The following is a 22,163-nucleotide window of genomic DNA, read 5'->3' as shown; positions in this document are numbered from 1 at the left end:
TCAGCACGGTGCCTGCGCGGCGATGAGGGGTGTGGTGCGCGAGGATGGAGGTATGCCGAACCGACTGGCCCACGAGACGTCCCCCTACCTTCTCCAGCACGCCGACAATCCCGTCGACTGGTGGCCCTGGTCGGCCGAGGCCTTCGACGAGGCGCGCAAGCGGAATGTGCCGGTACTGCTGAGCGTCGGCTATTCCAGCTGCCACTGGTGCCATGTGATGGCTCACGAGTCCTTCGAGGACGAGGCGACGGCCGCGTATCTGAACGAGCACTTCGTGAGTGTCAAGGTCGACCGCGAAGAGCGGCCGGACGTCGACGCCGTCTATATGGAGGCCGTGCAGGCCGCCACGGGTCAGGGCGGCTGGCCCATGACCGTGTTCCTGACCGCCGACGCCGAGCCCTTCTACTTCGGGACCTACTTCCCGCCCACGCCCCGCCACGGCATGCCGGCCTTCCGGCAGGTCCTGGAGGGTGTGCACAGTGCCTGGACCGAGCGGCGCGGTGAGGTGACCGAGGTCGCGGAGAAGATCGTGCGGGATCTCGCCGGGCGGGAGCTGAGCTACGGGGACGCGTCGGTTCCGGGGGAGGAGGAGCTCGCCGGGGCCCTGCTCGGGCTCACCCGGGAGTACGACGCGCAGTACGGCGGATTCGGCGGGGCGCCCAAGTTCCCGTCGTCCATGGTGATCGAGTTCCTGTTGCGGCATCATGCGCGGACCGGATCCGAGGGCGCGCTCCAGATGGCCGCCGACACGGGTGAGCGGATGGCGCGGGGCGGGATCTACGACCAGCTCGGTGGCGGGTTCGCGCGGTACTCCGTCGACCGCGAGTGGGTTGTGCCGCACTTCGAGAAGATGTTGTACGACAACGCGCTGCTGTGCCGGGTGTATGCGCACCTCTGGCGCTCCACCGGTTCCGATCTCGCGCGTCGCGTCGCCCTGGAGACCGCCGACTTCATGGTGCGTGAACTGCGCACTAACGAGGGCGGGTTCGCCTCCGCGCTCGACGCCGACAGCGACGACGGGAACGGCAAGCATGTCGAGGGGGCGTACTACGTGTGGACGCCCGAGCAGTTCGGGGAAGTCCTCGGTGCGGACGCCGAACTCGCCGCCGACTACTTCGGGGTGACCGAGGAGGGCACCTTCGAGGAGGGGGCTTCCGTTCTCCAACTTCCGCAGCACGAAGGGGTCTTCGACGCCGAGAAGATCGACGGGATCCGTGGCAGGTTGCTCGCCGCCCGCGCGGAGCGCCCCGCCCCCGGCCGGGACGACAAGGTCGTCGCCGCCTGGAACGGGCTCGCCGTCGCCGCCCTCGCGGAGACCGGCGCCTACTTCGAGCGCCCCGACCTCGTGGAGGCCGCGATCGGCGCCGCCGACCTCCTCGTACGGCTGCACATGGACGACCGGGCGCGGCTGGCCCGTACCAGCAAGGACGGCCAAGTCGGGTCGAACGCAGGGGTGCTGGAGGACTACGCGGATGTCGCCGAGGGGTTCCTGGCGCTGGCGGGGGTCACCGGTGAGGGGGTGTGGCTGGAGTTCGCCGGGTTCCTGCTCGACCATGTGCTCGTACAGTTCACGGACGCCGAGTCGGGCGCCCTGTACGACACCGCCGCCGATGCCGAGCGGCTCATCCGGCGTCCGCAGGATCCCACCGACAACGCGACGCCCTCGGGGTGGAACGCGGCGGCCGGCGCGCTGCTCTCGTATGCGGCGCAGACCGGGGCGGAGCCCCATCGGACCGCGGCGGAGCGGGCGTTGGGGGTCGTGAAGGCGCTCGGGCCGCGCGTGCCGCGCTTCGTCGGCTGGGGGCTGGCCGCGGCGGAGGCGCTGCTCGACGGGCCGCGGGAGATCGCCGTGGTGGGTCCGACGGAGCATCCCGCGACCCGGGAACTGCATCGGGCGGCGCTCCTGGGCACCGCGCCGGGCGCCGTCGTCGCCGTCGGCACTGCGGACAGTGACGAACTTCCGCTGCTCGCTGACCGTCCGTTGGTCAACGGTGAGCCCTCCGCTTATGTTTGCCGTAACTTCACCTGCGATGCTCCGACCTCCGATGTTCAGCGGCTGCGCGAGGCCGTGGGAGCCGGAAATGCCGTCTGACATGGGACTACAGGGACCGTAAACCTCCGACGTAGCGGGATACGTCCGGGTACTTGCCCTTACTCGATGGAGGATTCCGAAACACTCTATTTATCTGATGAGCTTTCCGGCTTCACAGTTCCCCCATAGTCTCTGCACGTTGACGCGGCAGGAGTGAGACTCGCTGTCGCGACAGGGGGCTTTTGGGGATCTGGGGGGATCTGTTGCTCACGTCTGTCTTTATCGCTGCCGTTTCACTGGCCTTGTTCTGGATGGCAGCCTTCACCTTGTGGTGGCAGATGCACGCGTGGCGTACGCCCGAGGTGCTCGCTTCCACCCGATTCAGCAGTCCCGACGGCGGCGACGGCCTGTCGTTCTCGCTGCTGCTGCCCGCTCGGCACGAGCAGGCCGTACTCGACCACACCATCCAGCGGCTGCTGGAGTCGAGCCACGACGACTTCGAGATCATCGTCATCGTCGGGCACGACGACCCGGAGACCACCGAGGTGGCCCGCAGCGCCGAGGCACGCGACCCGCGCGTCCGGGTCGTCGTCGACCACCACGAGAAGAAGAACAAGCCGAGGGCCATGAACACGGCGTTGCCGCACTGCCGCGGCGATGTCGTCGGAGTCTTCGACGCCGAGGACCAGGTCCACCCGGAGCTCCTCGCCCACGTGGACCACGCGTTCCGTACCACGGGCGCGGACGTCGTCCAGGGCGGCGTACAGCTCATCAACTTCAACTCCAGCTGGTACAGCCTGCGCAACTGCCTGGAGTACTTCTTCTGGTTCAGGTCCAGGCTCCATCTGCACGCGCAGAAGGGGTTCATCCCGCTCGGCGGCAACACCGTCTTCGTCCGGACGAACGTGCTCCGGGAGGCGGACGGCTGGGATCCCGACTGCCTCGCTGAGGACTGCGACCTGGGTGTGCGGCTGTCCAGCGTCGGCAAGAAGGTCGTCGTCGCCTACGACTCCGACATGGTGACCCGGGAGGAGACCCCGGGCACCCTGATGTCGCTGATGAAGCAGCGCACCCGGTGGAACCAGGGCTTCCTTCAGGTCTACCGCAAGAAGGACTGGAAGCAACTCCCGGGATTCGGGCAGCGGTTGCTGGCCCGGTACACCCTCATGACGCCGTACCTCCAGGCGATCTCCGGCGTGGTCATTCCGCTCAACGTGGCCATCGCGCTCTTCCTGGACGTGCCGGTGGGCGTCGCGTTCATCACGTTCCTGCCGGCAGTGACGGCGCTGGTCACCTTTGTCTTCGAGCTTGTCGGACTGCACGACTTCGGCAAGCAGTACGGGCTTCGCGTCCGCTTTGTCCACTACCTGAAGCTGATCGTCGGTGGCCCCTTCTACCAGGTGCTGCTGGCCGGCGCCGCCGTTCGTGCCGTCTGGCGCGAGCAACGGGGGCGCAACGACTGGGAGTTGACCAGCCATGTCGGCGCGCACCTCACCGAAGTCGAAGTGGCCCGCTAGTTCGTGAGATCGCCAGTTCGTGAGATCGCGACTTCGCCCGTTCGGTAGTCCGGTAGTCCGGTAGCTCGAGAGTCCCGAGAGGACATTCCCGCGTGACCTCCACCCTTCCCGCGGTGGCCACCTCCACGGTCCCCGCGCAGCGGCCCCCTGCGCCCAAAAACGTCCCCGACCCCCGTCCCCCGCTGCGTTTTCGCAGCTCGCGCCCCGATCTGCTGCTGTGCCTCGCGCTCCTCGTGGCGATCATGCTCGTGCAGGGCTGGAACATCGCCGACTACCCGACCCTCAGCGACGACGAAGGCACCTACCTCGCCCAGGCCTGGGCCGTGCAGGAGGGCAACGGCCTGGCCCACTACACGTACTGGTACGACCACCCGCCGCTAGGCTGGATCCAGATAGCCGCACTGACCTGGATACCCGCCCAGATCAGCCCGGGGCTGATGACGGTCGGCTCGATGCGCGTCGCGATGCTCCTGGTCAGCGCCATCAGCGCGATCCTCGTCTACGTCCTCGCGCGCCGCCTCTCGCTGCCCCGGTGGGCGGCCGGGCTCGCGATGGTGCTCTTCGGGCTCTCGCCGCTGTCGGTGGTCCTCCAGCGCGAGATCTTCCTGGACAACATCGCGGTGATGTGGACGCTGCTCGCGTTCTGCCTCGCGGCCTCCCCGAACCGCCACCTCTGGCACCACTTCGGGGCGGGCATCGCGGCCGCGGCGGCCGTGCTCACCAAGGAGACGATGCTCGTCATCCTGCCCGCGCTCCTTGTCACCATGTGGCGGCACGGCCACCGCGACACCCGGAAGTTCGCGCTCACCGGAGCCATCACCGCCTGTGTCCTGATCGGCCTGTCGTACCCGCTCTTCGCCCTCCTCAAGGGCGAGTTGTTCTCCGGGGCCGGCCATGTCTCGCTCTGGGACGGCATCAAGTACCAGATGAGCCGCCCCGGTTCGGGCTTCATCCTCGACTCGGGTACCGGCTCGTACGGCGTTCTGCAGTCCTGGCTGTACTACGACCGCGTGCTGCCCCTCGGCGGCCTCGCCGGAGCGCTGCTGCTCCTGGTCACCTGGCGCTGGTCGGTGACGGCACGCGCGCTGGCCGGACCCGCGCTCACCGTGGCGATCCTCGCCCTGGTGGCCATGCGCCCGAGCGGCTATCTGCCCGCGATGTACGTCATCCAGGCCCTGCCGTTCCTCGCGCTCGTCCTCGCCGGAGGCACCGCCAGCGTCGCCCACGCGGTGCTGCGCAGAGGGCGCCGCGAGGACGAGAAGCGGTACGTCCTGTGGGGACGGCGGGTGACGGCGGTCCTGCTCGTGGCGGGCGCCGCCGCCTACGTCGTACCGCGTTGGTACGACGGTAACCGCACCGCCGTCACCCTCGACGCCAACGCCCCCTACAGGGCTGCCTCTTCGTGGCTCAGCACCGAGGTCGACAACCCCGGGAAGACGCGGGTCCTGGTCGACGACGCGCTCTGGCTGGACCTCGTGCACGCCGGCTACAAGCCGGGGCTCGGCGTCATCTGGTTCTACAAGGCGGACCTCGACCCCGCGGTGACCAAGACGATGCCGCACGGCTGGCGCGACATCGACTACGTCGTCGCCTCCCCGACCGTACGGCGCGACGCGGTCGACCTGCCCAACGTCAAGGCCGCGATGGAGCATTCGACGCCCGTCGCCACCTTCGGCAAGGGCGAGGACCGGATCGAGATCCGGCGAATCGAAGGCAGTACCACCACAGCGACCGACGGAGGCAGTCGATGAGCAGCTTCGAGAGCACTGTCCCCGATGAACTGGGCGATCCCGCCGTACGCGCCGCGGAGGTCCCTGAACCCGGCGCCGTCACCATCGTCGTACCGACGTTCAACGAGGCAGCGAACATCGGGGAGTTGCTGCACCAGATCACCGAGTCGGTGCCCGCCCGGCTGCCCTGCGAGGTCGTCTTCGTGGACGACTCCACGGACAACACCCCCGAGGTGATCCGGGAGGCCGCGCAGGACTGCCCGTTCCCCGTCACCGTGCTGCACCGCGCCGAACCCGTGGGCGGGCTCGGCGGCGCGGTCGTCGAGGGACTGAAGGCGGCGACCTCCGACTGGATCGTCGTCATGGACGGCGATCTGCAGCATCCGCCGTCGCTGGTACCGGAGTTGGTCGCCACCGGTGAGCGCTCCTCGGCGGGGCTCGTCGTCGCCTCGCGCTACATCAAGGGCGGCAGCCGCGAAGGACTCGCGGGCGGCTACCGCATCGCCGTCTCGCGCGGCGCGACCTGGCTGACCAAGACGCTCTTCCCGCGCAAACTGCACGGCATCAGCGACCCGATGAGCGGCTTCTTCGCGATCCGCCGCAGCGCGGTCACCGCCGATATCCTCCAGCCGCTCGGCTACAAGATCCTCCTCGAACTCGCGGTGCGCAGCCGCCCCCGCGAGGTCACCGAGGTGCCGTTCGTCTTCCAGGACCGGTTCGCGGGCGAGTCCAAGTCGACCGCGCAGGAGGGTTTCCGCTTCCTGCGCCATCTGGTCGGGCTGCGCACCGCCTCGCCCGTCGCGCGCATGGTGGTCTTCGGCCTGATCGGCGCCACCGGCTTCGTACCGAACCTGCTGGGCCTGTACGCCCTCACCGTCATCGGCATGCACTACCTGCCGGCGGAGATCCTCGCCAACCAGCTCGGGGTCGCCTGGAACTTCCTGCTCATCGAGCATCTCCTGTTCCGCGAGCGCCGCAAGCACCGCCACTGGTGGGACCGCGTGGGCCGGTTCGCCCTGATCGCCAACGCCGATCTGGTGCTGCGCATCCCGCTGATCGCCCTGTTCGTGAGCCACTTCGGGATGGGCGCACTCCCCGCCACCGCGCTGGCCCTGGTGACGACCTTCGTCCTGCGTTTCGTCGGAACCGAAGCGCTGGTCTATCTGCCGCGCCGCAGCAATGAGCTCGCGGGCGGGAGCAGCAGCCACACAGCAAGGAGAGCCGCGTGAGACACACCGTACGACCACGGAGGAGAACCTCGCTCCTGGCGATCGCCGGCCTCGCCGCCGGCCTGCTGCTCATCTCGCCGCAGCCCGCCTCCGCCGCCAACCTCGTCACCAACCCGGGCTTCGAGACGGCCGGCACGGACGGCATGCCGTACTGCTGGGAGAAGTCGGGCTGGGGCGACAACGACTTCACCTTCTCCACGGTGGCCGGCGCCCACTCGGGCACCAAGGCCATGAAGGTCGAGCTGACCCGCCGGGTCGACGGTGACCGCAAGGCGCTGATCACCGAGTCCGCCACCTGTGCGCCGCCGGTCACGCCGGGCAAGCAGTACGACCTGGGTCTCTGGTACAAGTCGACGACCCCGGACACCTCGCTCACGCTCTTCCGGCACGACGCGACGGCGGGCTGGCAGTACTGGTCCGACCTGAAGACGCTGGAGATGCAGGGGAGTTGGACCCAGGCCACGGTCCGTACTCCTGCGGTCCCCGCGGGTACCGACCGCATCACCTGGGGCGTCTCCGTCTACGGCACCGGCTCCGCGACCACCGACGACTACACGATGGAACAGGTCGCGGCCACGCCCCCGCCGGCCACCTGCACCGGCACCGCCGAGCAGTGCGCCAACGGCAAGTGGGACGTGCTGCCCACGCAGAACCCGGTCCGCTCCATGCACTCCGTCGTCCTCAACAACGGCAAGGTGCTGTTGATCGCGGGCTCCGGCAACAGCGAGGAGCAGTTCAACGCGGGCACGTTCACCAGCGCGGTCTACGACCCGGTGGCCGGCACGTACAAGACGATCCCGACACCCAAGGACATGTTCTGCTCGGGGCATGTGCAGTTGCAGGACGGGCGCGTGCTCGTGATGAGCGGCAACAAGGCCTTCCCGGTCGCGGGCGGGCACGGGTACGAGGGGTACAAGGACTCGTACATCTTCGACCCGGTCACCGAGACGTACAGCAAGACGAACGACATGAACGACGGCCACTGGTATCCGTCGGCGACCGAGCTCGGCAACGGTGACATCATCTCCTTCGGTGGTCTGCGCGAGGACTCCACCGGGTCGGTGACCGCCGAAGTCTGGTCGGACGACGAGCAGAAGTGGCTGGCGCTCTGGCAGGTCAACCAGACCTGGTCGTACTGGGGGCTGTACCCGTCGATGATCCTGATGCAGGACGGCCGCCTCTTCTACTCGGGCAGCCATGTGTTCGGCAACGGCACCCCGGGCACGGGGTCGGCGATCTACGACTACGGCGCGAACACGGTGACGTCGGTCCCGGGTCTCCAGAACAAGGACGAACGCGACCAGTCCGCAAGCGTGTTGCTGCCCCCCGCCCAGGACCAGAAGGTCCTCACGGTCGGCGGCGGCAACATCGACTCGAACCCGGACGCCAACCGGTTGACGGACATCATCGACCTCAAGACGGCGAACCCGTCGTACACCGTCGGCCCGCCGCTGCCGCAGGGCACGGTGGACCTGGGCGCCGGTGCGGTGGCCGAGACGGGCAACCAGGGCAAGATGTACGTCTCCGCCGTACTGCTGCCCGACGGCAAGGTGTTGGAGACGGGCGGCGCCCTGCACAACCGCGCCAACCCGGTGTACGAGTCGTCCATCTTCGACCCGGCGACCTCGACGTTCGACCCGGTGGCGCCCGACCCGGAGGAGCGCGGCTACCACTCCTCCGCGTTCCTGCTGCCCGACGGCCGGGTGATGACGACCGGCGACAACCCGGGCAACGGCACCTGGAACCACGACGTGTCCATTTACACCCCGCCGTACCTCCTCAAGGGCACCCGCCCCACGATCACTTCGGTGATCGACAACGAGTGGGTCTACGGGGACACGCAGCGCATCACCGTCGACCGGCCCATCGCCAAGGCCGAGTTGATCCGTCCGGCCGCGGTGACGCACTCCTCCGACCCGAACCAGCGGTTCGTGGACCTGCCGTTGTCCGTCGACGGCAACAACGTCGACCTGAACGTGACGAGCAACCCCAACCTGGCGCCGCCCGGCTGGTACATGCTCTTCGCGGTCGACGCCAACGGGGTGCCGTCGGTGGCCAAGTGGGTGCATCTGCAGGGCCCGTCGGCACTGGCCGCCGAGTCGAACGCCGACGCACACGTCCACTCCTTCGCCGACTCCCTACAGGGCGCGGTCACCGAGCCCGGCAAGAAGCGGACCTCGCAGAAGGTCAGCCCGACCATCTCCGGCTGTGACCGGCACTACGGCTCGATCAACGTCTGCGTGCCGACCGTCTTCCCCGACGAGGTGAAGAACACGACGGCCGCGCGCTGCGCATGGCTGAAGACGAACGACTACGGGCTCCTGAAGATCAACGGAAAGGACGATCCCCTGAAGCTCGACCCGAGCAAGGACGGGGTGGCCTGCGGGGCGAAGGACCTGAAACGCCGCTAGGCCCTGTCCGCCGAACTCGGTGAGGGCGTGCCCGTGTCGGGCGCGCCCTCCCGGTCGGTCGGAGCTCACAGGTTCCGGTGGGCGTCGCGGCGATCCGCGACCGTGAGCACCCAGACGACGAGCAGGCCGTCCTCGACCGTGTACACGGCGCGGTAGTCGCCGACTCGGAGCCGCCAGCGGGCGTGGTGCCCTGGGAGGGCCTTGACGTCGAGGGCCGAGGTGTCGTTCGCGTCCAGGGCCTGCTGGAGTTCGGTGAGACGGTAGAGGATCCGGAGGGCGTCGGGGCGGGGGATCTTGAGCATGTCCCGCTGGGCGTGCGGTGTGAACCGCGTGACGTACCCCATGGCGCTCAGGCCTTGTGGGAGCGGAGTGCGGCGGCCATCTCTTCGAGCGATACGGACCCGGACAGTCCCTCGGACTCGGCCTCGTCGGCCAGCCGGTTGAGCCAGGCGTCCTCAACTCGCTCCGCGAGCTCGCGCAGGCGCTGGTACTCCTCGATATCGATGACCACCGCCTCCTGCCTCCCGCGCCGCGTGATGATCGTGGGGATCTCGTCCCTGTGGGCGCGGTCTATGACGTCCGCCAGGTGCCTGCGGACGTCGGCCATGGGGGCGATTACAGGCTCGCTCATGTAATGAATGAAGCAGGTGTACATCTGAGCGTGCGGTTCTGTTGTGTCCCCGGGCCTCAGGGCGTCAGCCCCTTCTCCATGACGTCCAGTGCCCGGTCGACGAGGTCGGCGAGGTCCCCCTCGTGCCCGCTCTCGGCCCAGTACATGGAGGTCTCCATCAGGCCGCCGACCAGGGACATCGCGAAGACGCGTACTTCGAGGCCGTCGGGGTCCTTGCCGGTGCGCTCCGCGATGACGCGGCACAGCAGGCGGCCGGTGACCGACATGCTCTCCATCATCCGGGAGCGCACGGCGGGCACCTGGACCATCAGGTGGGTCCGCAGCCGCGTCACCTCGGGGTCCTCGGTGTTCCCAGGGCCGATGGCCTTCCTGAGGATGTGGCGCAGGGAGTCCATCCACGGCTCGTCGGCGGGCCGCGCCCGCAGTTCCTGCTCCAGGATCGGGTCGAACTCGTCCGTGAGGACGATGTCCTCCTTGGCCGGGAAGTAGCGGAAGACCGTGGACGGGGACACCTCGGCCGCCTCCGCGATCTGCTCGACGGTCGTGGCGTCGTACCCCTGTTCCTTGATCAGCCGGTACGTCGCGTCGCGGATCGCGATCCGGGTCTTCTGCTTCTTCCGCTCGCGAAGTCCGAGCCGGGGCTCCGCGGGGGAGGCGGAGCTGTGTGCGGTGGCGGCCATGGGGCTCATTGTCCGGCATCGGCGGCGGCCGGGGCCATGTCGGTGTCCTTCCCGGGCGCGGGGCGGTCGGTGGGCTCGGACGGCTTGGCGTTCGGCAGCAGCGCCGCCGCCAGCAGCGCGGTGATGAGCGCCGCGATGCCGCTGACCAGCAGGACCAGGCTCATGCCATGGACGTATGCGGCGTCGGCGGAGGCGGCGAGCGCGCGGTCGCCGAGCTGGGCGGCGACGATATGGGCGCCGACCACCGAGTCGGAGGCGGAGTCCGCGGCGGCGCCCGGCAGGCCGGAGGTGTCGAGCCGGTGGCCGTAGGCGCTCGCCAGCAGCGAGCCGAGCAGGGCGATTCCTATCGCGCTGCCCACCTGGCGCACCGTCATGAGGAGCCCGGAGCCGCTGCCGGCGCGGTCACGGGGCAGGGCGCCGAGTGCGGCGGTCATCGCGGGGACCACGGCGAAGCCGAAGCCGAGCCCGGCGATGGACAGCCACAGGGCGGTGAACCCGTAGCCGTCGCCGACGGACGTACGACTGCCGAGGATCGCGGCGAAGGCGAGTGCGACCAGGCCGCCGCTGATCACCGCGCGCGCCCCGAACTTCGCCAGGAGCGGTTGTGCGCCACGTGAGGCGATCAGCAGTCCGCCCATCATCGGCAGCATCCGCACCCCGGTGCCGAACGCGTCGTACCCGAGCACCGCCTGCAGGTACTGGGGCAGCACGAACATCAGCCCGGACAGGACGAACAGGACGAGGGTCGCGGCGAGCGTGTTGAGGAGGAAGGCGCGCTGGGCGAGCAGGGAGAGGTCCAGCATCGGGCGGACGCTGCGGCGTTCGCGCAGGACGAGCAGCGTGATCAGGATCGCGGAGACCGCGAGCAGGGCGAGGAGCAGCGGGTCGCCCCAGCCGCGCTGCGGGGCCTCGATGATCGCGTAGATCAGGATGCTCAGGCCGGCCGCGGTGTACGCGGTGGACACGGCGTCGACCTTCGGAGAGGCCGGGTCGCTGGTCTCGGGGAGGAGGAAGACGCAGGCGGCGATGCCGAGCGCGGCCATGGGCACGTTGACCAGGAAGACAGAGCCCCACCAGAAGTGGTCCAGGAGCCAGCCGCCGACGATCGGTCCGAGCGGCAGACCGAGCGCGGAGGCGGCGGACACCGCGCCGACGGCCTTGGCGCGCTCGTCGGCCCCGAACAGGGACGGCAGTACGGCCATCGCGAGCGGCATCACGAGTGCGCCGCCGACGCCCATGACGGCGCGGGCGGCGATGACGAGCGTGACGTCGTCGACGAGGGCGCCGAAGAGTGAGCCGGCCAGGAAGATCCCGAGTCCGGTGATGAGCATCCGGCGCCGCCCGAAGCGGTCGCCGAGCAGGCCGGCAGGGAGCATCAGCGCGGCGAAGACGACGACGTACGCGTCGGCCATCCACTGCTGCTCGCCCGTGGAAGCGCCCAGGTCGCGGGCCATTGTCGGCAGCGCAACATTGAGGATCGTCATGTCGAAACCGAGCACGAGCATGCTCGCGACCAGGGCCCCGAGGGCCCACCAGCGGCGGGGGTCGTGCTGTACGGCGTTGTCCTGAGTGGTAGCAACCATGAAATGATAGTAGCTATCAAAAGGTGGTAGCTGTCAATCAAAAGGGAGCGGGTGCTGTCGCGGCAGGTGCATTGTCAGCGCGGCATGTCACTCTGAGATAGGGCTGATTTACGCTCTGTGAGGCCGAGGGGGGAGGAGGGGCTCGTGAGGGGCAGTTTTAATGTGCAGGCGTTTGTGGCGGCGTTGTTGTGCGTGGCCGGATTCCTGGTCGGCGGCGCGGCTGTCGTTCTGGGGATCGTCGTGGTGGGCGTCGCCGCCCTGACATGCCAAGTGGCCGCGGCTTCGAAGCCACGGCCACTGAGGGGGAGTCGGTCCAGAAGGTCGAGAGGGTTCAGAGGGAAGGCGCGAAGTGCTTCCCGGGAAGGGGGGTGGTGGGAGACGGGCGGGCGATCAGCCGTGCTGATAGGCCACCAGCGAGATCCCGACATAGTGCACGACGAACGCCCCGACGGTGAGGGAGTGGAAGACCTCGTGGAAGCCGAACCAGCTGGGTGACGGGTTGGGTCGCTTGATCCCGTAGATCACGCCGCCCGCGCTGTAGAGCAGCCCGCCGACGACCACCAGGACGAGCACGGCGATTCCGCCTGCCCGCATGAAGTCGGGGAGGAAGAAGACGGCCGCCCAGCCCATCGCGATGTAGCAGGGGGTGTACAGCCAGCGCGGGGCGCCGACCCAGAACACCCGGAAGATGATGCCCGCCGCCGCCGCGGCCCAGATGCTCCACAGGAGCCACTGCCCCTTGGCCTCGGGCAGCAGCAGCATCGTCAGCGGTGTGTAGGTGCCCGCGATGATCAGGAAGATGTTCGCGTGGTCGAGTCTGCGCAGTACGCCGTCCATGCGCGGGCTCCAGTTGCCCCGGTGGTAGAGCGCGCTCACCCCGAACAGGAGGCAGGCCGTCAGGGCGAAGATCGCGCAGGCGATGCGGGCGCGGGTCGAACTCGCGAGCGCCGTGAGCACCAGCCCCGAGACCAGGACGGCCGGAAACATGCCGAGGTGCAGCCAGCCGCGGAGCTTGGGCTTGATCTCGTCCGGCAGATGCGGGTGCGGCAGGGGCAGGTGCGGCAGGGGCAGGTGCGACGGGGACGAGTGCGACGCGGAGTGCGCAACGGAGCTGTGGCCGGTGGCCGGTGAGTCCGTGGGCGCGTCGGGGACGGACGCAGTCATGGGCCGAATTCTACCTACGGAACCGTAAGTTACCTATCAGTGTGGCCAGATGGTCGGTCAATAGTGGCCATGGTCTCACGGCCGCCCGGGGTGCCGTACGTCGCGGTACGTCGCGATATCGGCGCTGAACCCAAAGCGACGCGGAGAAAACCCGGAGGAGACCCGGAGGTGAGTGGCGATGGTCACTCCGCTCAGCTGTGAGGCCCTCTGGACATATGCGCGGTCTAGTCGGATGATCAAATGAGTGCGGTCGGCACCGGATGAGCGCCAGGGCATGAGCATCGTGAAGCATCCGGGTCGCAGCCCCCACGGGGCACAACAAACAAAACCCCTCATTTAGGAGCAATCGTGGCGCGCGACATCGCGGCTCCCACCGTCGTACCCACCAACCACAAAGCACTGATCTCGTGGGTGAACGAGATCACCGAACTGACCCAGCCGGACAGCGTGGTCTGGTGTGACGGATCCGAAGCCGAGTACGAGCGACTGAGCGAGGAACTCGTCCGCAAGGGCACCTTCAGGAAGCTCGACCCGATCAAGCGCCCCAACTCCTACTACGCCGTCTCCGACCCGACCGACGTCGCGCGGGTCGAGGACCGGACGTTCATCTGCTCCGAGAAGGCAGACGACGCCGGTCCGACGAACCACTGGAAGGCCCCTGCCGAGATGCGGGAGATCTTCCAGGGGACGGACGGCAGGGGCGGTGTCTTCCGCGGCTCGATGCGCGGCCGGACGATGTACGTCGTCCCCTTCTGTATGGGCCCGCTCGGCTCGGACCTCTCCGCGATCGGCGTGGAGATCACCGACTCGGCCTACGTCGCCGTGTCCATGCGCACCATGACCCGCATGGGACAGCCGGTCCTGGACGAACTCGGCACCGACGGCTTCTTCGTGCGTGCTGTGCACACGCTCGGAGCGCCGCTGGAGTCGGGCGAGGCGGACGTGCCGTGGCCGTGCAACTCCACGAAGTACATCTCGCACTTCCCGGAGTCCCGCGAGATCTGGTCGTACGGCTCGGGCTACGGCGGCAACGCGCTGCTCGGCAAGAAGTGCTACGCGCTGCGCATCGCCTCCGTGATGGCGCGCGACGAGGGCTGGCTGGCCGAGCACATGCTCATCCTCAAGCTGACCCCGCCGCAGGGAGAGTCGAAGTACGTCGCCGCCGCCTTCCCGAGCGCCTGCGGCAAGACGAATCTCGCCATGCTGGAGCCGACGGTCGGCGGCTGGACCGTCGAGACGATCGGCGACGACATCGCGTGGATGCGGTTCGGCGAGGACGGCCAGCTGTACGCCATCAACCCCGAGGCCGGCTTCTTCGGCGTCGCGCCCGGCACCGGTGAACACACCAACGCCAACGCGATGAAGACGCTGTGGGGCAACTCCGTCTTCACCAACGTGGCGCTGACCGACGACAACGACATCTGGTGGGAGGGCATGACGGAGGAGACTCCGGCCCACCTGACGGACTGGAAGGGCAACGATTGGACGCCGGAGTCCGGCACGCCCGCCGCCCACCCGAACGCCCGCTTCACCGTGCCCGCCGCACAGTGCCCGATCATCGCGCCCGAGTGGGAGGACCCCAAGGGCGTGCCGATCTCGGCGATCCTGTTCGGCGGCCGTCGTGCCACGGCGGTCCCGCTGGTGACGGAGTCCTTCGACTGGAACCACGGCGTCTTCCTCGGCGCCAACGTGGCGAGCGAGAAGACCGCCGCCGCCGAGGGCAAGGTCGGCGAGCTGCGCCGCGACCCGTTCGCCATGCTGCCGTTCTGCGGCTACAACATGGGCGACTACATGGGCCACTGGATCGACGTCGCCAAGGACAAGGACCAGGCGAAACTGCCGAAGATCTACTACGTGAACTGGTTCCGCAAGAACGACGCGGGCAAGTTCGTGTGGCCGGGCTTCGGCGAGAACAGCCGGGTCCTGAAGTGGATCGTCGACCGGCTGGACGGCCGGGCCGAGGGCGTCGAGACCCCGATCGGCATTCTGCCGGCCAAGGGTGCCCTCGACACCAACGGTCTCGAACTGTCCGAGTCCGAGCTCGACTTCCTGCTCACCGTCGACAAGGACGTGTGGCGCGAGGAGGCCGCGCTCGTACCGGAGCACCTCAACACCTTCGGCGAGCACACACCCAAGGAACTGTGGGACGAGTACCACGCGCTGGTACAGCGACTGGGCTAGTCCCACCCGGGGCGGACGACCAGCGGTCGAGCCCGCCCCGTAAAGGCTCCGCGGCCGGTCTGGCTTGCCCTGACCTGCGACGTCGTCAAGGCCGGCCGCGCAACCCGGCGGAGGCCGGGGCCGCGCACACCGTTGTGCGCGGCCCCGGCCTTCTTGCGCGTAGAACGTAATCCCGGCCCCCATTCTCGGCATCACCTCTGCCACTGCGAGGATTTCGGAGAACCCCTGGGTGTTTGAGGCCGAGACGAAGCGTGTCCCCCTGCTGTTGAATCACTCGATGTGGTGAACGGGGGCCGGCAACCACCCCTTCGGCGGTGTCCCGCACGACAGCGCCTCCGAGTCGACCGTCAAGGAGAACATCGCCGCGAGCTGCTCCTACGTCGTGCGCCCCGAGCTCGTCGTCATCCCGCGTGGCACCGTCGACCCCTCCGTGCTGCCGCCGGAGCTCCTCACCCTGGCCCGCGCCGCCTTCGGCCCCGGCGTGCAGGCCCCCGCCGCGCGCCCCACCGCGGAGGCGTGGTTGCGCGCCCTGGACAGGGAACGCGGGCTCGTACGGGTCGGCCAGAACCGCCCGCTGCACGCGTACGGGTCCCATCTGCCGACCTGTCCGTGGTGCACACGGGCGGCGGTCACGGGCCATGACGTGTTCAACGGGCCGCCGCCGGTTCCGGTGCCCGTCGCGCCGCCGCAGGAGAAGCAGCCGTGGCCCGTCGGCCTCAAGGTCGCTCTGCTGATCCTGGCGGTGCTGGTCCTGCTGATCATCGTGGTGCTGAGCGACAGGGCCGGCGGATAGCTCGTCCTGGGGGCGTAAGGGGCGTAGGTGGCTGAGCGCCGTCACGGCGCTCAGCCACCATGGCGCTTTTCGGCGCTGCCGACACGATGGCGCTTTTCGGCGGTGCCGACACGATGGCGCTCTTCGGCGGTGCCGAGCAGGCGCAGCCCAACGAAGCCACCGGGGTCACCCCGAAGCCCGCAGCAAGCGCGACCCCGGCTCAAGCGAACGCAGTGCCGTGGCACCCGGCCCGCACATCGCTGCGGTATACGCGGACCGGGGCCGAACAAGGGGAGCCCGGAGGCTCAGTGGGCCGCGAGGGACTGCGGGGCGGTGGCGGACGCGTGGGCGTCCATGCGCTCGGCGGAGAGGATCGCGGCGGCGGTGTCGGCGCGGGACGCCGCGACGACGAGGGCGCGGCCCGCGAGGGCGTGCGCACGCTGGTGCAGGGAGACGAGCTGCGGCTCGCGGAGGGCGTCGGCCACCGACGACCGCACCGGCGCCGCCCCGTCCCGCAGCCGGGCCACCTGCGCGGCGAGCCGCTCGGCCGCCGTGTCCAGCTCGCCGGACGGCGCGGCCGCACGGATCTCGTCGGTCACCGCGAGCAGCGCCGCGAGATGGCCGGCCAACTGGATGTCCAGCTCCTCCTCGCGCGACCTATGGGGAAAGTCGGAGGTGGTGCCGGCCATCCGGTGGACCGACTTGGTGCGGATCGGTTCGTACATGGGACAGCCTCCTGTGCACTGACAGGATCCCATCCTAGCTTGGATTACGTCTAAAGTTGAGCCGGATCGTGCGACCGGTCGAAGCCTGTACGCAGCGCCACCCTCAGCACACGCACGGTGTGAGCGTCACGGTTGCCCGTAGCCGTCCAGGAAGTTCCCGATCCTCGTCACCGCGTCCGTCAGGTCCCCGACGGTCGGCAGGGTGACCACGCGGAAGTGGTCCGGTTCGGGCCAGTTGAAGCCCGTTCCCTGGACGACCATGATCTTCTCGCGACGCAGCAGGTCGAGGACCAGCTGCCGGTCGTCCTTGACCTTGAAGACCTGCGGGTCCAGGCGCGGGAAGAGATACAGCGCCCCCTTCGGCTTCACGCAGGTCACGCCGGGGATCTGGGTCAGCAGCTCGTAGGCCACATCGCGCTGTTCCCTGAGCCGCCCGCCGGGCAGCACCAGGTCGTTGATGGTCTGCCGCCCGCTCAGCGCGGCGACCACGCCGTGCTGACCCGGCATGTTCGCGCACAGGCGCATGTTCGCGAGGATCGTCAGGCCCTCGATGTAGGAGTCGGCATGCGCGCGCGGCCCCGAGATCGACATCCAGCCGACCCGGTACCCGGCCACGCGGTACGCCTTCGACATCCCGTTGAAGGTGAGCGTCAGCAGATCCGGGGCGATCTTCGCGGTCGCCGTGTGGGTGGCACCGTCGTACAGGATCTTGTCGTAGATCTCGTCGGAGCAGACCAGCAGGTTGTGGCGGCGGGCGATGTCGGTCAGCCCGCGCAGCATCGCCTCGTCGTACACCGCGCCCGTCGGGTTGTTCGGGTTGATGATCACGATGGCCTTGGTGCGGTCGGTGACCTTCCGCTCCACGTCCGCGAGGTCGGGCATCCAGTCCGACTGCTCGTCGCAGCGGTAGTGCACCGCCGTACCGCCGGACAGGGACACGGCCGCCGTCCACAGTGGGTAGTCGGGCGCCGGTACGAGCACCTCGTCGCCGTCGTCGAGCAGCCCCTGCATGGCCATCACGATCAGCTCGGACACGCCGTTGCCGATGAAGACGTGCTCGACGTCCGTCTCGATACCCAGGGTCTGGTTGTGCATCACGACCGCCCGGCGCGCCGCGAGCAGTCCCTTGGCGTCGCCGTAACCGTGCGCCGAGGAGACGTTCCGCAGGATGTCCTCGAGGATCTCGGGCGGGCACTCGAACCCGAAGGCCGCCGGATTCCCCGTGTTCAGCTTGAGGATCCGATGCCCGGCTGCTTCCAGCCGCATCGCCTCCTCGAGTACCGGTCCCCGGATCTCGTAACAGACATTGGCGAGCTTGGTCGACTGGATCACCTGCATGTCCGTGAGCTTACGGCCGGGTAACGCTCGGCGGCGGGTGTTTTCCACCACGTGAGACGGGATGTTTTGTTCTCTTTTCTTCCCTGTCGTGGCGAGAGCCGATCGGCCGGTCAGGCCGGAAACCGCTCCTTGTCGCCCCTGGCTGATCCCCTCACAATGCGCATGACAAAACAGAAGGTGACCGGAGAACCTTCGGTCACCCACGTCGCAAGAGGGGACCCCACATGAGAAAGCCTCTCGTCGCCGCGCTCTTCGCCCTGGTGATCGCCGGGGCGGGCGCGGCACCCGCGGTCGCGGCACCGGCACCGGCACCCGAGCCGAAGTCCGCGTCCGTGTCCGCGGAACCGCAAAGCGCCGCCGCTCCCGCGATCCAGGCCGTCGACTTCGCCGGCACCGTCGCGCTCAGCAACTGTTCCGGCTCGGTCATCCGCATGCCCGCCTCCGAGGCCGACGACCCGGCCCTCGTGCTGTCCAACGGCCACTGCCTGGAGACCGGCATGCCGACAGCCGGCCAGGTCATCGTCGACCGCGCCTCCACCCGCACCTTCAGCCTGCTCAACTCCGCGGGTACGAAGGTCGCGACCCTGCGCGCCAGCAAGATCGCGTACGGCACGATGACCGACACGGACATCTCGATCTACCAGCTCACCAGCACGTACGCGCAGATCCAGAGCACGTACGGCATCAGCGCGCTGACGCTGGACGACGCGCACCCGACGGCCGGTACGGCCATCAAGGTCGTCTCCGGGTACTGGAAGCGGATCTACACCTGCAACGCCGACGGGTTCGTCTACCGCCTGAAGGAGGGGTCCTGGACCTGGAAGGACTCGCTCCGCTACACCTCCGCCTGCAACACCATCGGCGGTACGTCGGGTTCGCCCGTCATCGACAACACCACCGGCAAGGTCGTCGCCGTCAACAACACCGGCAACGAGGACGGCGCGAGCTGCACCGTCAACAACCCCTGTGAGGTCGACGCGAACGGCACCGTCACCGTCCGCCAGGGCATCAACTACGCCCAGGAGACCTACCAGATCGTCCCGTGCTTCGGGCTGGACAACAAGCTCGACCTGAGCCGCGCCGGGTGCACCCTGCCCCAGCCGTAGCGGCGGAGAGAGCGGGCGGTCACACGGGAGTCCCGCGGACCGCCCGCCCCGCCAGTACGTCCGTCCTGCGCCCGTCCTCGATCACGAAGCGGCCGTCGATGAGGACGTGCGGGATGCCGGTGGGCAGGGTGCGGGGGGCGTCGAAGGTGGAGCCCGCCGCGACCGTGGCCGGGTCGAAGAGCACCAGGTCGGCTCGGTAGCCCTCGCGGACGAGGCCGCGGTCCGGCAGCCGCAGCCGCGCCGCCGGGCGGCCGGTGAGGTGGGCGACGCACTCCTCCAGGGAGAGGACGCCCAACTCCCTTACGTACTGGCCCAGATAGTGCGGGAAGGTGCCGTACGCGCGCGGATGCGGCTTGTCGCCCCGCAGGATGCCGTCCGAGCCGCCGGTGTGCACCGGGTGCCGCATGATCGCGCGGACGTTCTCCTCGTGCCCGACGTGCTGGAGGATCGTCGAGCCGAGGCTGTCGGCGATCAGCAGGCGGCGGGCGGTGACCCAGGGAGCCTCGCCGTGCCGGTCCGCGGACGCCTGGACGGTGCTGCCCACGTACGGCGCGAGCGCGGGGTCGGTCACTCCCGAGATCTCGATCGTGTCCCACTCGATGGGGACGCCGTGGCAGCCGTCGGCGCCGACGACCTCCATGCGGTGCCGGATACGTTCCGCCGTCCCGTCGTCCCTCAGACGGGCGAGGATCGCCTCCGGGCCGCCCTCGCCCGCCCAACTCGGCAGCATCGCCACCAGGGTGGTGCAGCCGGGGGTGTACGGATACGTGTCGAGGGTGATGTCGGCGCCCTCCGCCAGCGCCTTGTCCAGGAGGGCCAGCAGATCCGGGGCCTTCCCCTCGTTCACGCCGAAGTTCATGGTGGCGTGGGCGAGATGGAGCGGGCAGCCGGCCTCGCGGGTGAGGGCGACCATCTCCTCGTACGCCGTCAGGGCGCCCGCGCCGTAGGAGCGGTGGTGTGGGCAGTAGTAGCCGCCGTGCCCGGCCACCACCCGGCACAGTTCGGCGAGTTCGGCGTCCTTGGCGTACATGCCGGGCGTGTACGTCAGTCCGGAGGACATGCCGACGGCGCCCTCGCGCATTCCGGTGGCCACCAACTCCCGCATACGGTCCAGCTCTTCGGGAGTCGCCGCCCGGTCCTCCCAGCCGACGGCGAGCATCCGCAGGGTGCCCTGCGGGATGAGATAGGCGGCGTTCACCGCGATGCCCTCACCGCCGAAGCCGTGGTCGAGCCGGTCCAGGTACTCGCCCACGGAGCGCCAGTTGAAGTCGATGTCGTCGCCGTTGCCGTTCCAGCCGGTGATCGTCCGGCGGACCTCGGCGAGCGTGCGGTCGTCGACCGGGGCGTACGACAGGCCGTCCTGGCCGATGACTTCGAGGGTGACCCCCTGCGCGGCCTTCGCGCTGTGGTCCGGGTCGCGGAGCAGTGCGAGGTCGCTGTGCGCGTGCATGTCGATGAAACCGGGCGCTAGCGCGAGGCCTTGGGCGTTCAGGGTCCGGCGTCCGCCGAGGGGTGGGCCGTCTTTCCGGATCACGGCGATCCGGCCGCCCTCGACGCCCACGTCGGCCTGGTACGAGGCCTGGCCGGTGCCGTCCACCACGCGTACGTTCCTGATCGCGAGGTCCACCTGGTGCCGCCTTTCCGGGCTTCGCCCGCGCTGTTCGTTTCCCGCGCTCCACGCGGTGTTGCCCACCGACGGCCACCCGACTCGCTCCGCCCAGCCGGCTTCGCCGGAAGACGTCTCAGAAGAACGTCCGCACGTAATCCACAACCGTCCCGTCCCCCTCCACCAGCGGGATCAGCTGCCACTTGTCGAACGACGTGCACGGATGCGACAGCCCCATCCCCACCCAGTCGCCGACCTGGATGTCCGCGTCCGGGGCCGTACGGAGCCAGCCGTGCTGGTCGGAGAGGCCGGTGACCGTGACGCCGGTGGCCGGACGGTCGGTGCCGTCGCGGCGGATCACCTGGGCCTCCGGCAGATCCAGGTCGTACGCCGCGTCCCGCTTGCCCGCGTTGACGAAGGCCTGGTCGGGGGAGGGGCGGGAGACGACCTGCGCCCACAGCCGGAAGGCGGGGTGCAGGGCGCCCTCCTCAGGGACGCGGGTGAAGGGGGTGAGCTTGCGGTAGTGGCCGTCGTCGTGCGAGACGTACGCGCCGGAGCGGAGCAACTTCAGTACGGGCAGGGAGAGTTCGGGGATCTCCGCGAACACGTCGGCCACCGCGTCGAACCAGGCGCTGCCGCCCGCGCTGACGACGATCTCCGCAAGGCCCGTGAACCGGCTCGCCTTGTCGAAGTCCGCCGCCAGGGCCGTGAGCCGGCGCAGCCACGCGTGCACCCGGTCGGGGTCGGCCCCCGGCACCTCGCCCTCGTAGCCCGCCACGCCCACCAGCCGCAGCGTCGCCGCCCCGGCCACCGCGTCCGCGACCGCCGCGCACTCCGCCTCCGAACGGACGCCGGTGCGGGCGCCCTCACCGGCGGCGAGCTCGACGACCACGTCCACGGGGCGGGGGGCTCCGAAGAGCGCGGCGTCCATCAACTCCACGCCGCGCACGGAGTCGACGTAACAGATGAAGCGGAAGTCCGGGTCCGTCGCGAGTTCGGAAGCGATCCAGCGCAGGGCGGAGGCGTCGACGAGTTCGTTCGCGAGGAAGACCCGCTCGATGCCGAACTCCCTTGCCACCCGCACCTGGTGGGGGACCGCGAGGGTGATGCCCCACGCGCCGTGCTCGATCTGCTTCCAGAACAGCTGTGGGGCCATCGAGGTCTTGCCGTGCGGGGCGAAGGCGAGGCCGTGGCGGGTCGCGTACGTCTCCATCAGCCCGAGGTTGTGGTTCAGACGCTCGGCGGAGAGGGCGAGGACGGGGGTGGTGAAGCCGTCCGTGAAGAGGTTGCGGCGCTGCGCGGCGAGTTCGCCGACGGTCAGGCCCGCGGCGTCCGGGGGGAGGCCCTTGAAGCGGAGGTCGACGCGGTCCGCCGTGAGAGCGGTGAGTTGTGCGGCGGCGGTGTCGGCGCCCATGGGGCCTCCCTGGTGTTCTGACGAGCGTGTTCCCGGACGAGGTG

The 22,163-nt window shown here is 69.2% G+C and carries 17 protein-coding genes; 8 read left to right on the top strand and 9 right to left on the bottom strand.

Annotated elements, in window-relative coordinates; all coding sequences use genetic code 11:
- The first annotated feature begins 52 nt into the window (after positions 1-52).
- From ACFWP7_RS30210 to ACFWP7_RS30190, 5 genes are all read left to right on the top strand, one after another.
- Positions 53-2,092, top strand: a complete 2,040-nt coding sequence (locus ACFWP7_RS30210; RefSeq protein ID WP_384387627.1) for a thioredoxin domain-containing protein — start codon at positions 53-55, stop codon at positions 2,090-2,092.
- Positions 2,093-2,295: 203 nt separating this feature from the next.
- Positions 2,296-3,549, top strand: coding sequence for a glycosyltransferase (locus ACFWP7_RS30205; RefSeq protein WP_384387624.1), 1,254 nt, complete (start codon positions 2,296-2,298; stop codon positions 3,547-3,549).
- 92 nt (positions 3,550-3,641) lie between these two features.
- Positions 3,642-5,300 (top strand): ArnT family glycosyltransferase, encoded by a 1,659-nt coding sequence (locus ACFWP7_RS30200; RefSeq protein WP_384387621.1) that lies wholly within the window; start codon positions 3,642-3,644, stop codon positions 5,298-5,300.
- Entirely contained in the window at positions 5,297-6,508 is a 1,212-nt protein-coding gene (locus ACFWP7_RS30195; RefSeq protein ID WP_384387618.1) for a glycosyltransferase, read from the top strand. Before ACFWP7_RS30200 ends, ACFWP7_RS30195 begins: the two co-directional genes overlap by 4 nt.
- Before the next feature lie 143 nt (positions 6,509-6,651).
- Positions 6,652-8,919 carry a galactose oxidase-like domain-containing protein gene (locus ACFWP7_RS30190; protein ID WP_384387649.1) on the top strand — a complete coding sequence of 756 codons (2,268 nt, stop codon included), beginning with the start codon at positions 6,652-6,654 and terminating at the stop codon, positions 8,917-8,919.
- A 65-nt stretch (positions 8,920-8,984) separates the two neighbouring features.
- On the opposite strand, the gene ACFWP7_RS30185 is transcribed toward ACFWP7_RS30190, so the two are convergent.
- The 5 genes from ACFWP7_RS30185 to ACFWP7_RS30165 form a co-directional block, all read right to left on the bottom strand.
- Entirely contained in the window at positions 8,985-9,263 is a 279-nt protein-coding gene (locus tag ACFWP7_RS30185) for a type II toxin-antitoxin system RelE/ParE family toxin (RefSeq protein ID WP_384387615.1), read from the bottom strand.
- Between the two features lie 5 nt (positions 9,264-9,268).
- The gene (locus ACFWP7_RS30180; protein ID WP_384387612.1) at positions 9,269-9,550 is read right to left on the bottom strand and encodes a type II toxin-antitoxin system Phd/YefM family antitoxin; all 282 of its coding nucleotides are present in this window, start codon (positions 9,548-9,550) and stop codon (positions 9,269-9,271) included.
- 56 nt (positions 9,551-9,606) lie between these two features.
- A complete protein-coding gene (locus ACFWP7_RS30175; protein WP_384387610.1) occupies positions 9,607-10,239 on the bottom strand; it encodes a TetR/AcrR family transcriptional regulator in 633 nt (210 codons plus the stop codon).
- A complete protein-coding gene (locus ACFWP7_RS30170; protein ID WP_384387607.1) occupies positions 10,236-11,813 on the bottom strand; it encodes an MFS transporter in 1,578 nt (525 codons plus the stop codon). Before ACFWP7_RS30170 ends, ACFWP7_RS30175 begins: the two co-directional genes overlap by 4 nt.
- A gap of 390 nt (positions 11,814-12,203) precedes the next feature.
- Positions 12,204-12,977 carry a hemolysin III family protein gene (locus ACFWP7_RS30165; protein WP_384387604.1) on the bottom strand — a complete coding sequence of 258 codons (774 nt, stop codon included), beginning with the start codon at positions 12,975-12,977 and terminating at the stop codon, positions 12,204-12,206.
- A 348-nt stretch (positions 12,978-13,325) separates the two neighbouring features.
- Between ACFWP7_RS30165 and ACFWP7_RS30160 the strand changes: the two genes are divergently transcribed.
- Together ACFWP7_RS30160 and ACFWP7_RS30155 are read left to right on the top strand one after the other, a co-directional pair.
- The gene (locus ACFWP7_RS30160; RefSeq protein WP_384387601.1) at positions 13,326-15,158 is read left to right on the top strand and encodes a phosphoenolpyruvate carboxykinase (GTP); all 1,833 of its coding nucleotides are present in this window, start codon (positions 13,326-13,328) and stop codon (positions 15,156-15,158) included.
- Between the two features lie 382 nt (positions 15,159-15,540).
- Entirely contained in the window at positions 15,541-15,951 is a 411-nt protein-coding gene (locus tag ACFWP7_RS30155; protein ID WP_384387598.1) for a hypothetical protein, read from the top strand.
- A gap of 284 nt (positions 15,952-16,235) precedes the next feature.
- On the opposite strand, the gene ACFWP7_RS30150 is transcribed toward ACFWP7_RS30155, so the two are convergent.
- Complete coding sequence (locus ACFWP7_RS30150) at positions 16,236-16,655, bottom strand: hypothetical protein (protein ID WP_384387595.1); 420 nt, start codon at positions 16,653-16,655, stop codon at positions 16,236-16,238.
- Between the two features lie 126 nt (positions 16,656-16,781).
- Positions 16,782-17,993 (bottom strand): pyridoxal phosphate-dependent aminotransferase, encoded by a 1,212-nt coding sequence (locus tag ACFWP7_RS30145; RefSeq protein WP_384387593.1) that lies wholly within the window; start codon positions 17,991-17,993, stop codon positions 16,782-16,784.
- 224 nt (positions 17,994-18,217) lie between these two features.
- Between ACFWP7_RS30145 and ACFWP7_RS30140 the strand changes: the two genes are divergently transcribed.
- On the top strand, positions 18,218-19,099 hold the full coding sequence (locus tag ACFWP7_RS30140) for a serine protease (protein ID WP_384387590.1): 882 nt from the start codon (positions 18,218-18,220) through the stop codon (positions 19,097-19,099).
- A gap of 19 nt (positions 19,100-19,118) precedes the next feature.
- Here the strand turns inward: ACFWP7_RS30140 and ACFWP7_RS30135 are convergent, their stop codons facing one another.
- Both ACFWP7_RS30135 and ACFWP7_RS30130 read right to left on the bottom strand, forming a co-directional pair.
- Positions 19,119-20,726, bottom strand: coding sequence for an amidohydrolase family protein (locus tag ACFWP7_RS30135; RefSeq protein ID WP_384387588.1), 1,608 nt, complete (start codon positions 20,724-20,726; stop codon positions 19,119-19,121).
- A gap of 115 nt (positions 20,727-20,841) precedes the next feature.
- A complete protein-coding gene (locus ACFWP7_RS30130; RefSeq protein ID WP_384387585.1) occupies positions 20,842-22,119 on the bottom strand; it encodes an amino acid deaminase in 1,278 nt (425 codons plus the stop codon).
- Positions 22,120-22,163: the final 44 nt, after the last annotated feature.

Source organism: Streptomyces sp. NPDC058470 (assembly GCF_042721055.1).
GTDB lineage: Bacteria > Actinomycetota > Actinomycetes > Streptomycetales > Streptomycetaceae > Streptomyces.
Note: the sequence above shows the minus strand (reverse complement) of the source record. Positions and strands in the feature narration are given on the sequence as shown.

What these genes read in the sequence shown, in the direction of transcription:
- ACFWP7_RS30210 (WP_384387627.1), top strand. Translation starts at nt 53, where the DNA reads ATGCCGAACCGACTGGCCCACGAGACGTCCCCCTACCTTCTCCAGCAC.
- ACFWP7_RS30195 (WP_384387618.1), top strand. Translation starts at nt 5,297, where the DNA reads ATGAGCAGCTTCGAGAGCACTGTCCCCGATGAACTGGGCGATCCCGCC.
- ACFWP7_RS30190 (WP_384387649.1), top strand. Translation starts at nt 6,652, where the DNA reads ATGCCGTACTGCTGGGAGAAGTCGGGCTGGGGCGACAACGACTTCACC.
- ACFWP7_RS30185 (WP_384387615.1), bottom strand. Translation starts at nt 9,263, where the DNA reads ATGGGGTACGTCACGCGGTTCACACCGCACGCCCAGCGGGACATGCTC.
- ACFWP7_RS30180 (WP_384387612.1), bottom strand. Translation starts at nt 9,550, where the DNA reads ATGAGCGAGCCTGTAATCGCCCCCATGGCCGACGTCCGCAGGCACCTG.
- ACFWP7_RS30175 (WP_384387610.1), bottom strand. Translation starts at nt 10,239, where the DNA reads ATGAGCCCCATGGCCGCCACCGCACACAGCTCCGCCTCCCCCGCGGAG.
- ACFWP7_RS30170 (WP_384387607.1), bottom strand. Translation starts at nt 11,813, where the DNA reads ATGGTTGCTACCACTCAGGACAACGCCGTACAGCACGACCCCCGCCGC.
- ACFWP7_RS30165 (WP_384387604.1), bottom strand. Translation starts at nt 12,977, where the DNA reads ATGACTGCGTCCGTCCCCGACGCGCCCACGGACTCACCGGCCACCGGC.
- ACFWP7_RS30150 (WP_384387595.1), bottom strand. Translation starts at nt 16,655, where the DNA reads ATGTACGAACCGATCCGCACCAAGTCGGTCCACCGGATGGCCGGCACC.
- ACFWP7_RS30145 (WP_384387593.1), bottom strand. Translation starts at nt 17,993, where the DNA reads ATGCAGGTGATCCAGTCGACCAAGCTCGCCAATGTCTGTTACGAGATC.
- ACFWP7_RS30140 (WP_384387590.1), top strand. Translation starts at nt 18,218, where the DNA reads ATGAGAAAGCCTCTCGTCGCCGCGCTCTTCGCCCTGGTGATCGCCGGG.
- ACFWP7_RS30130 (WP_384387585.1), bottom strand. Translation starts at nt 22,119, where the DNA reads ATGGGCGCCGACACCGCCGCCGCACAACTCACCGCTCTCACGGCGGAC.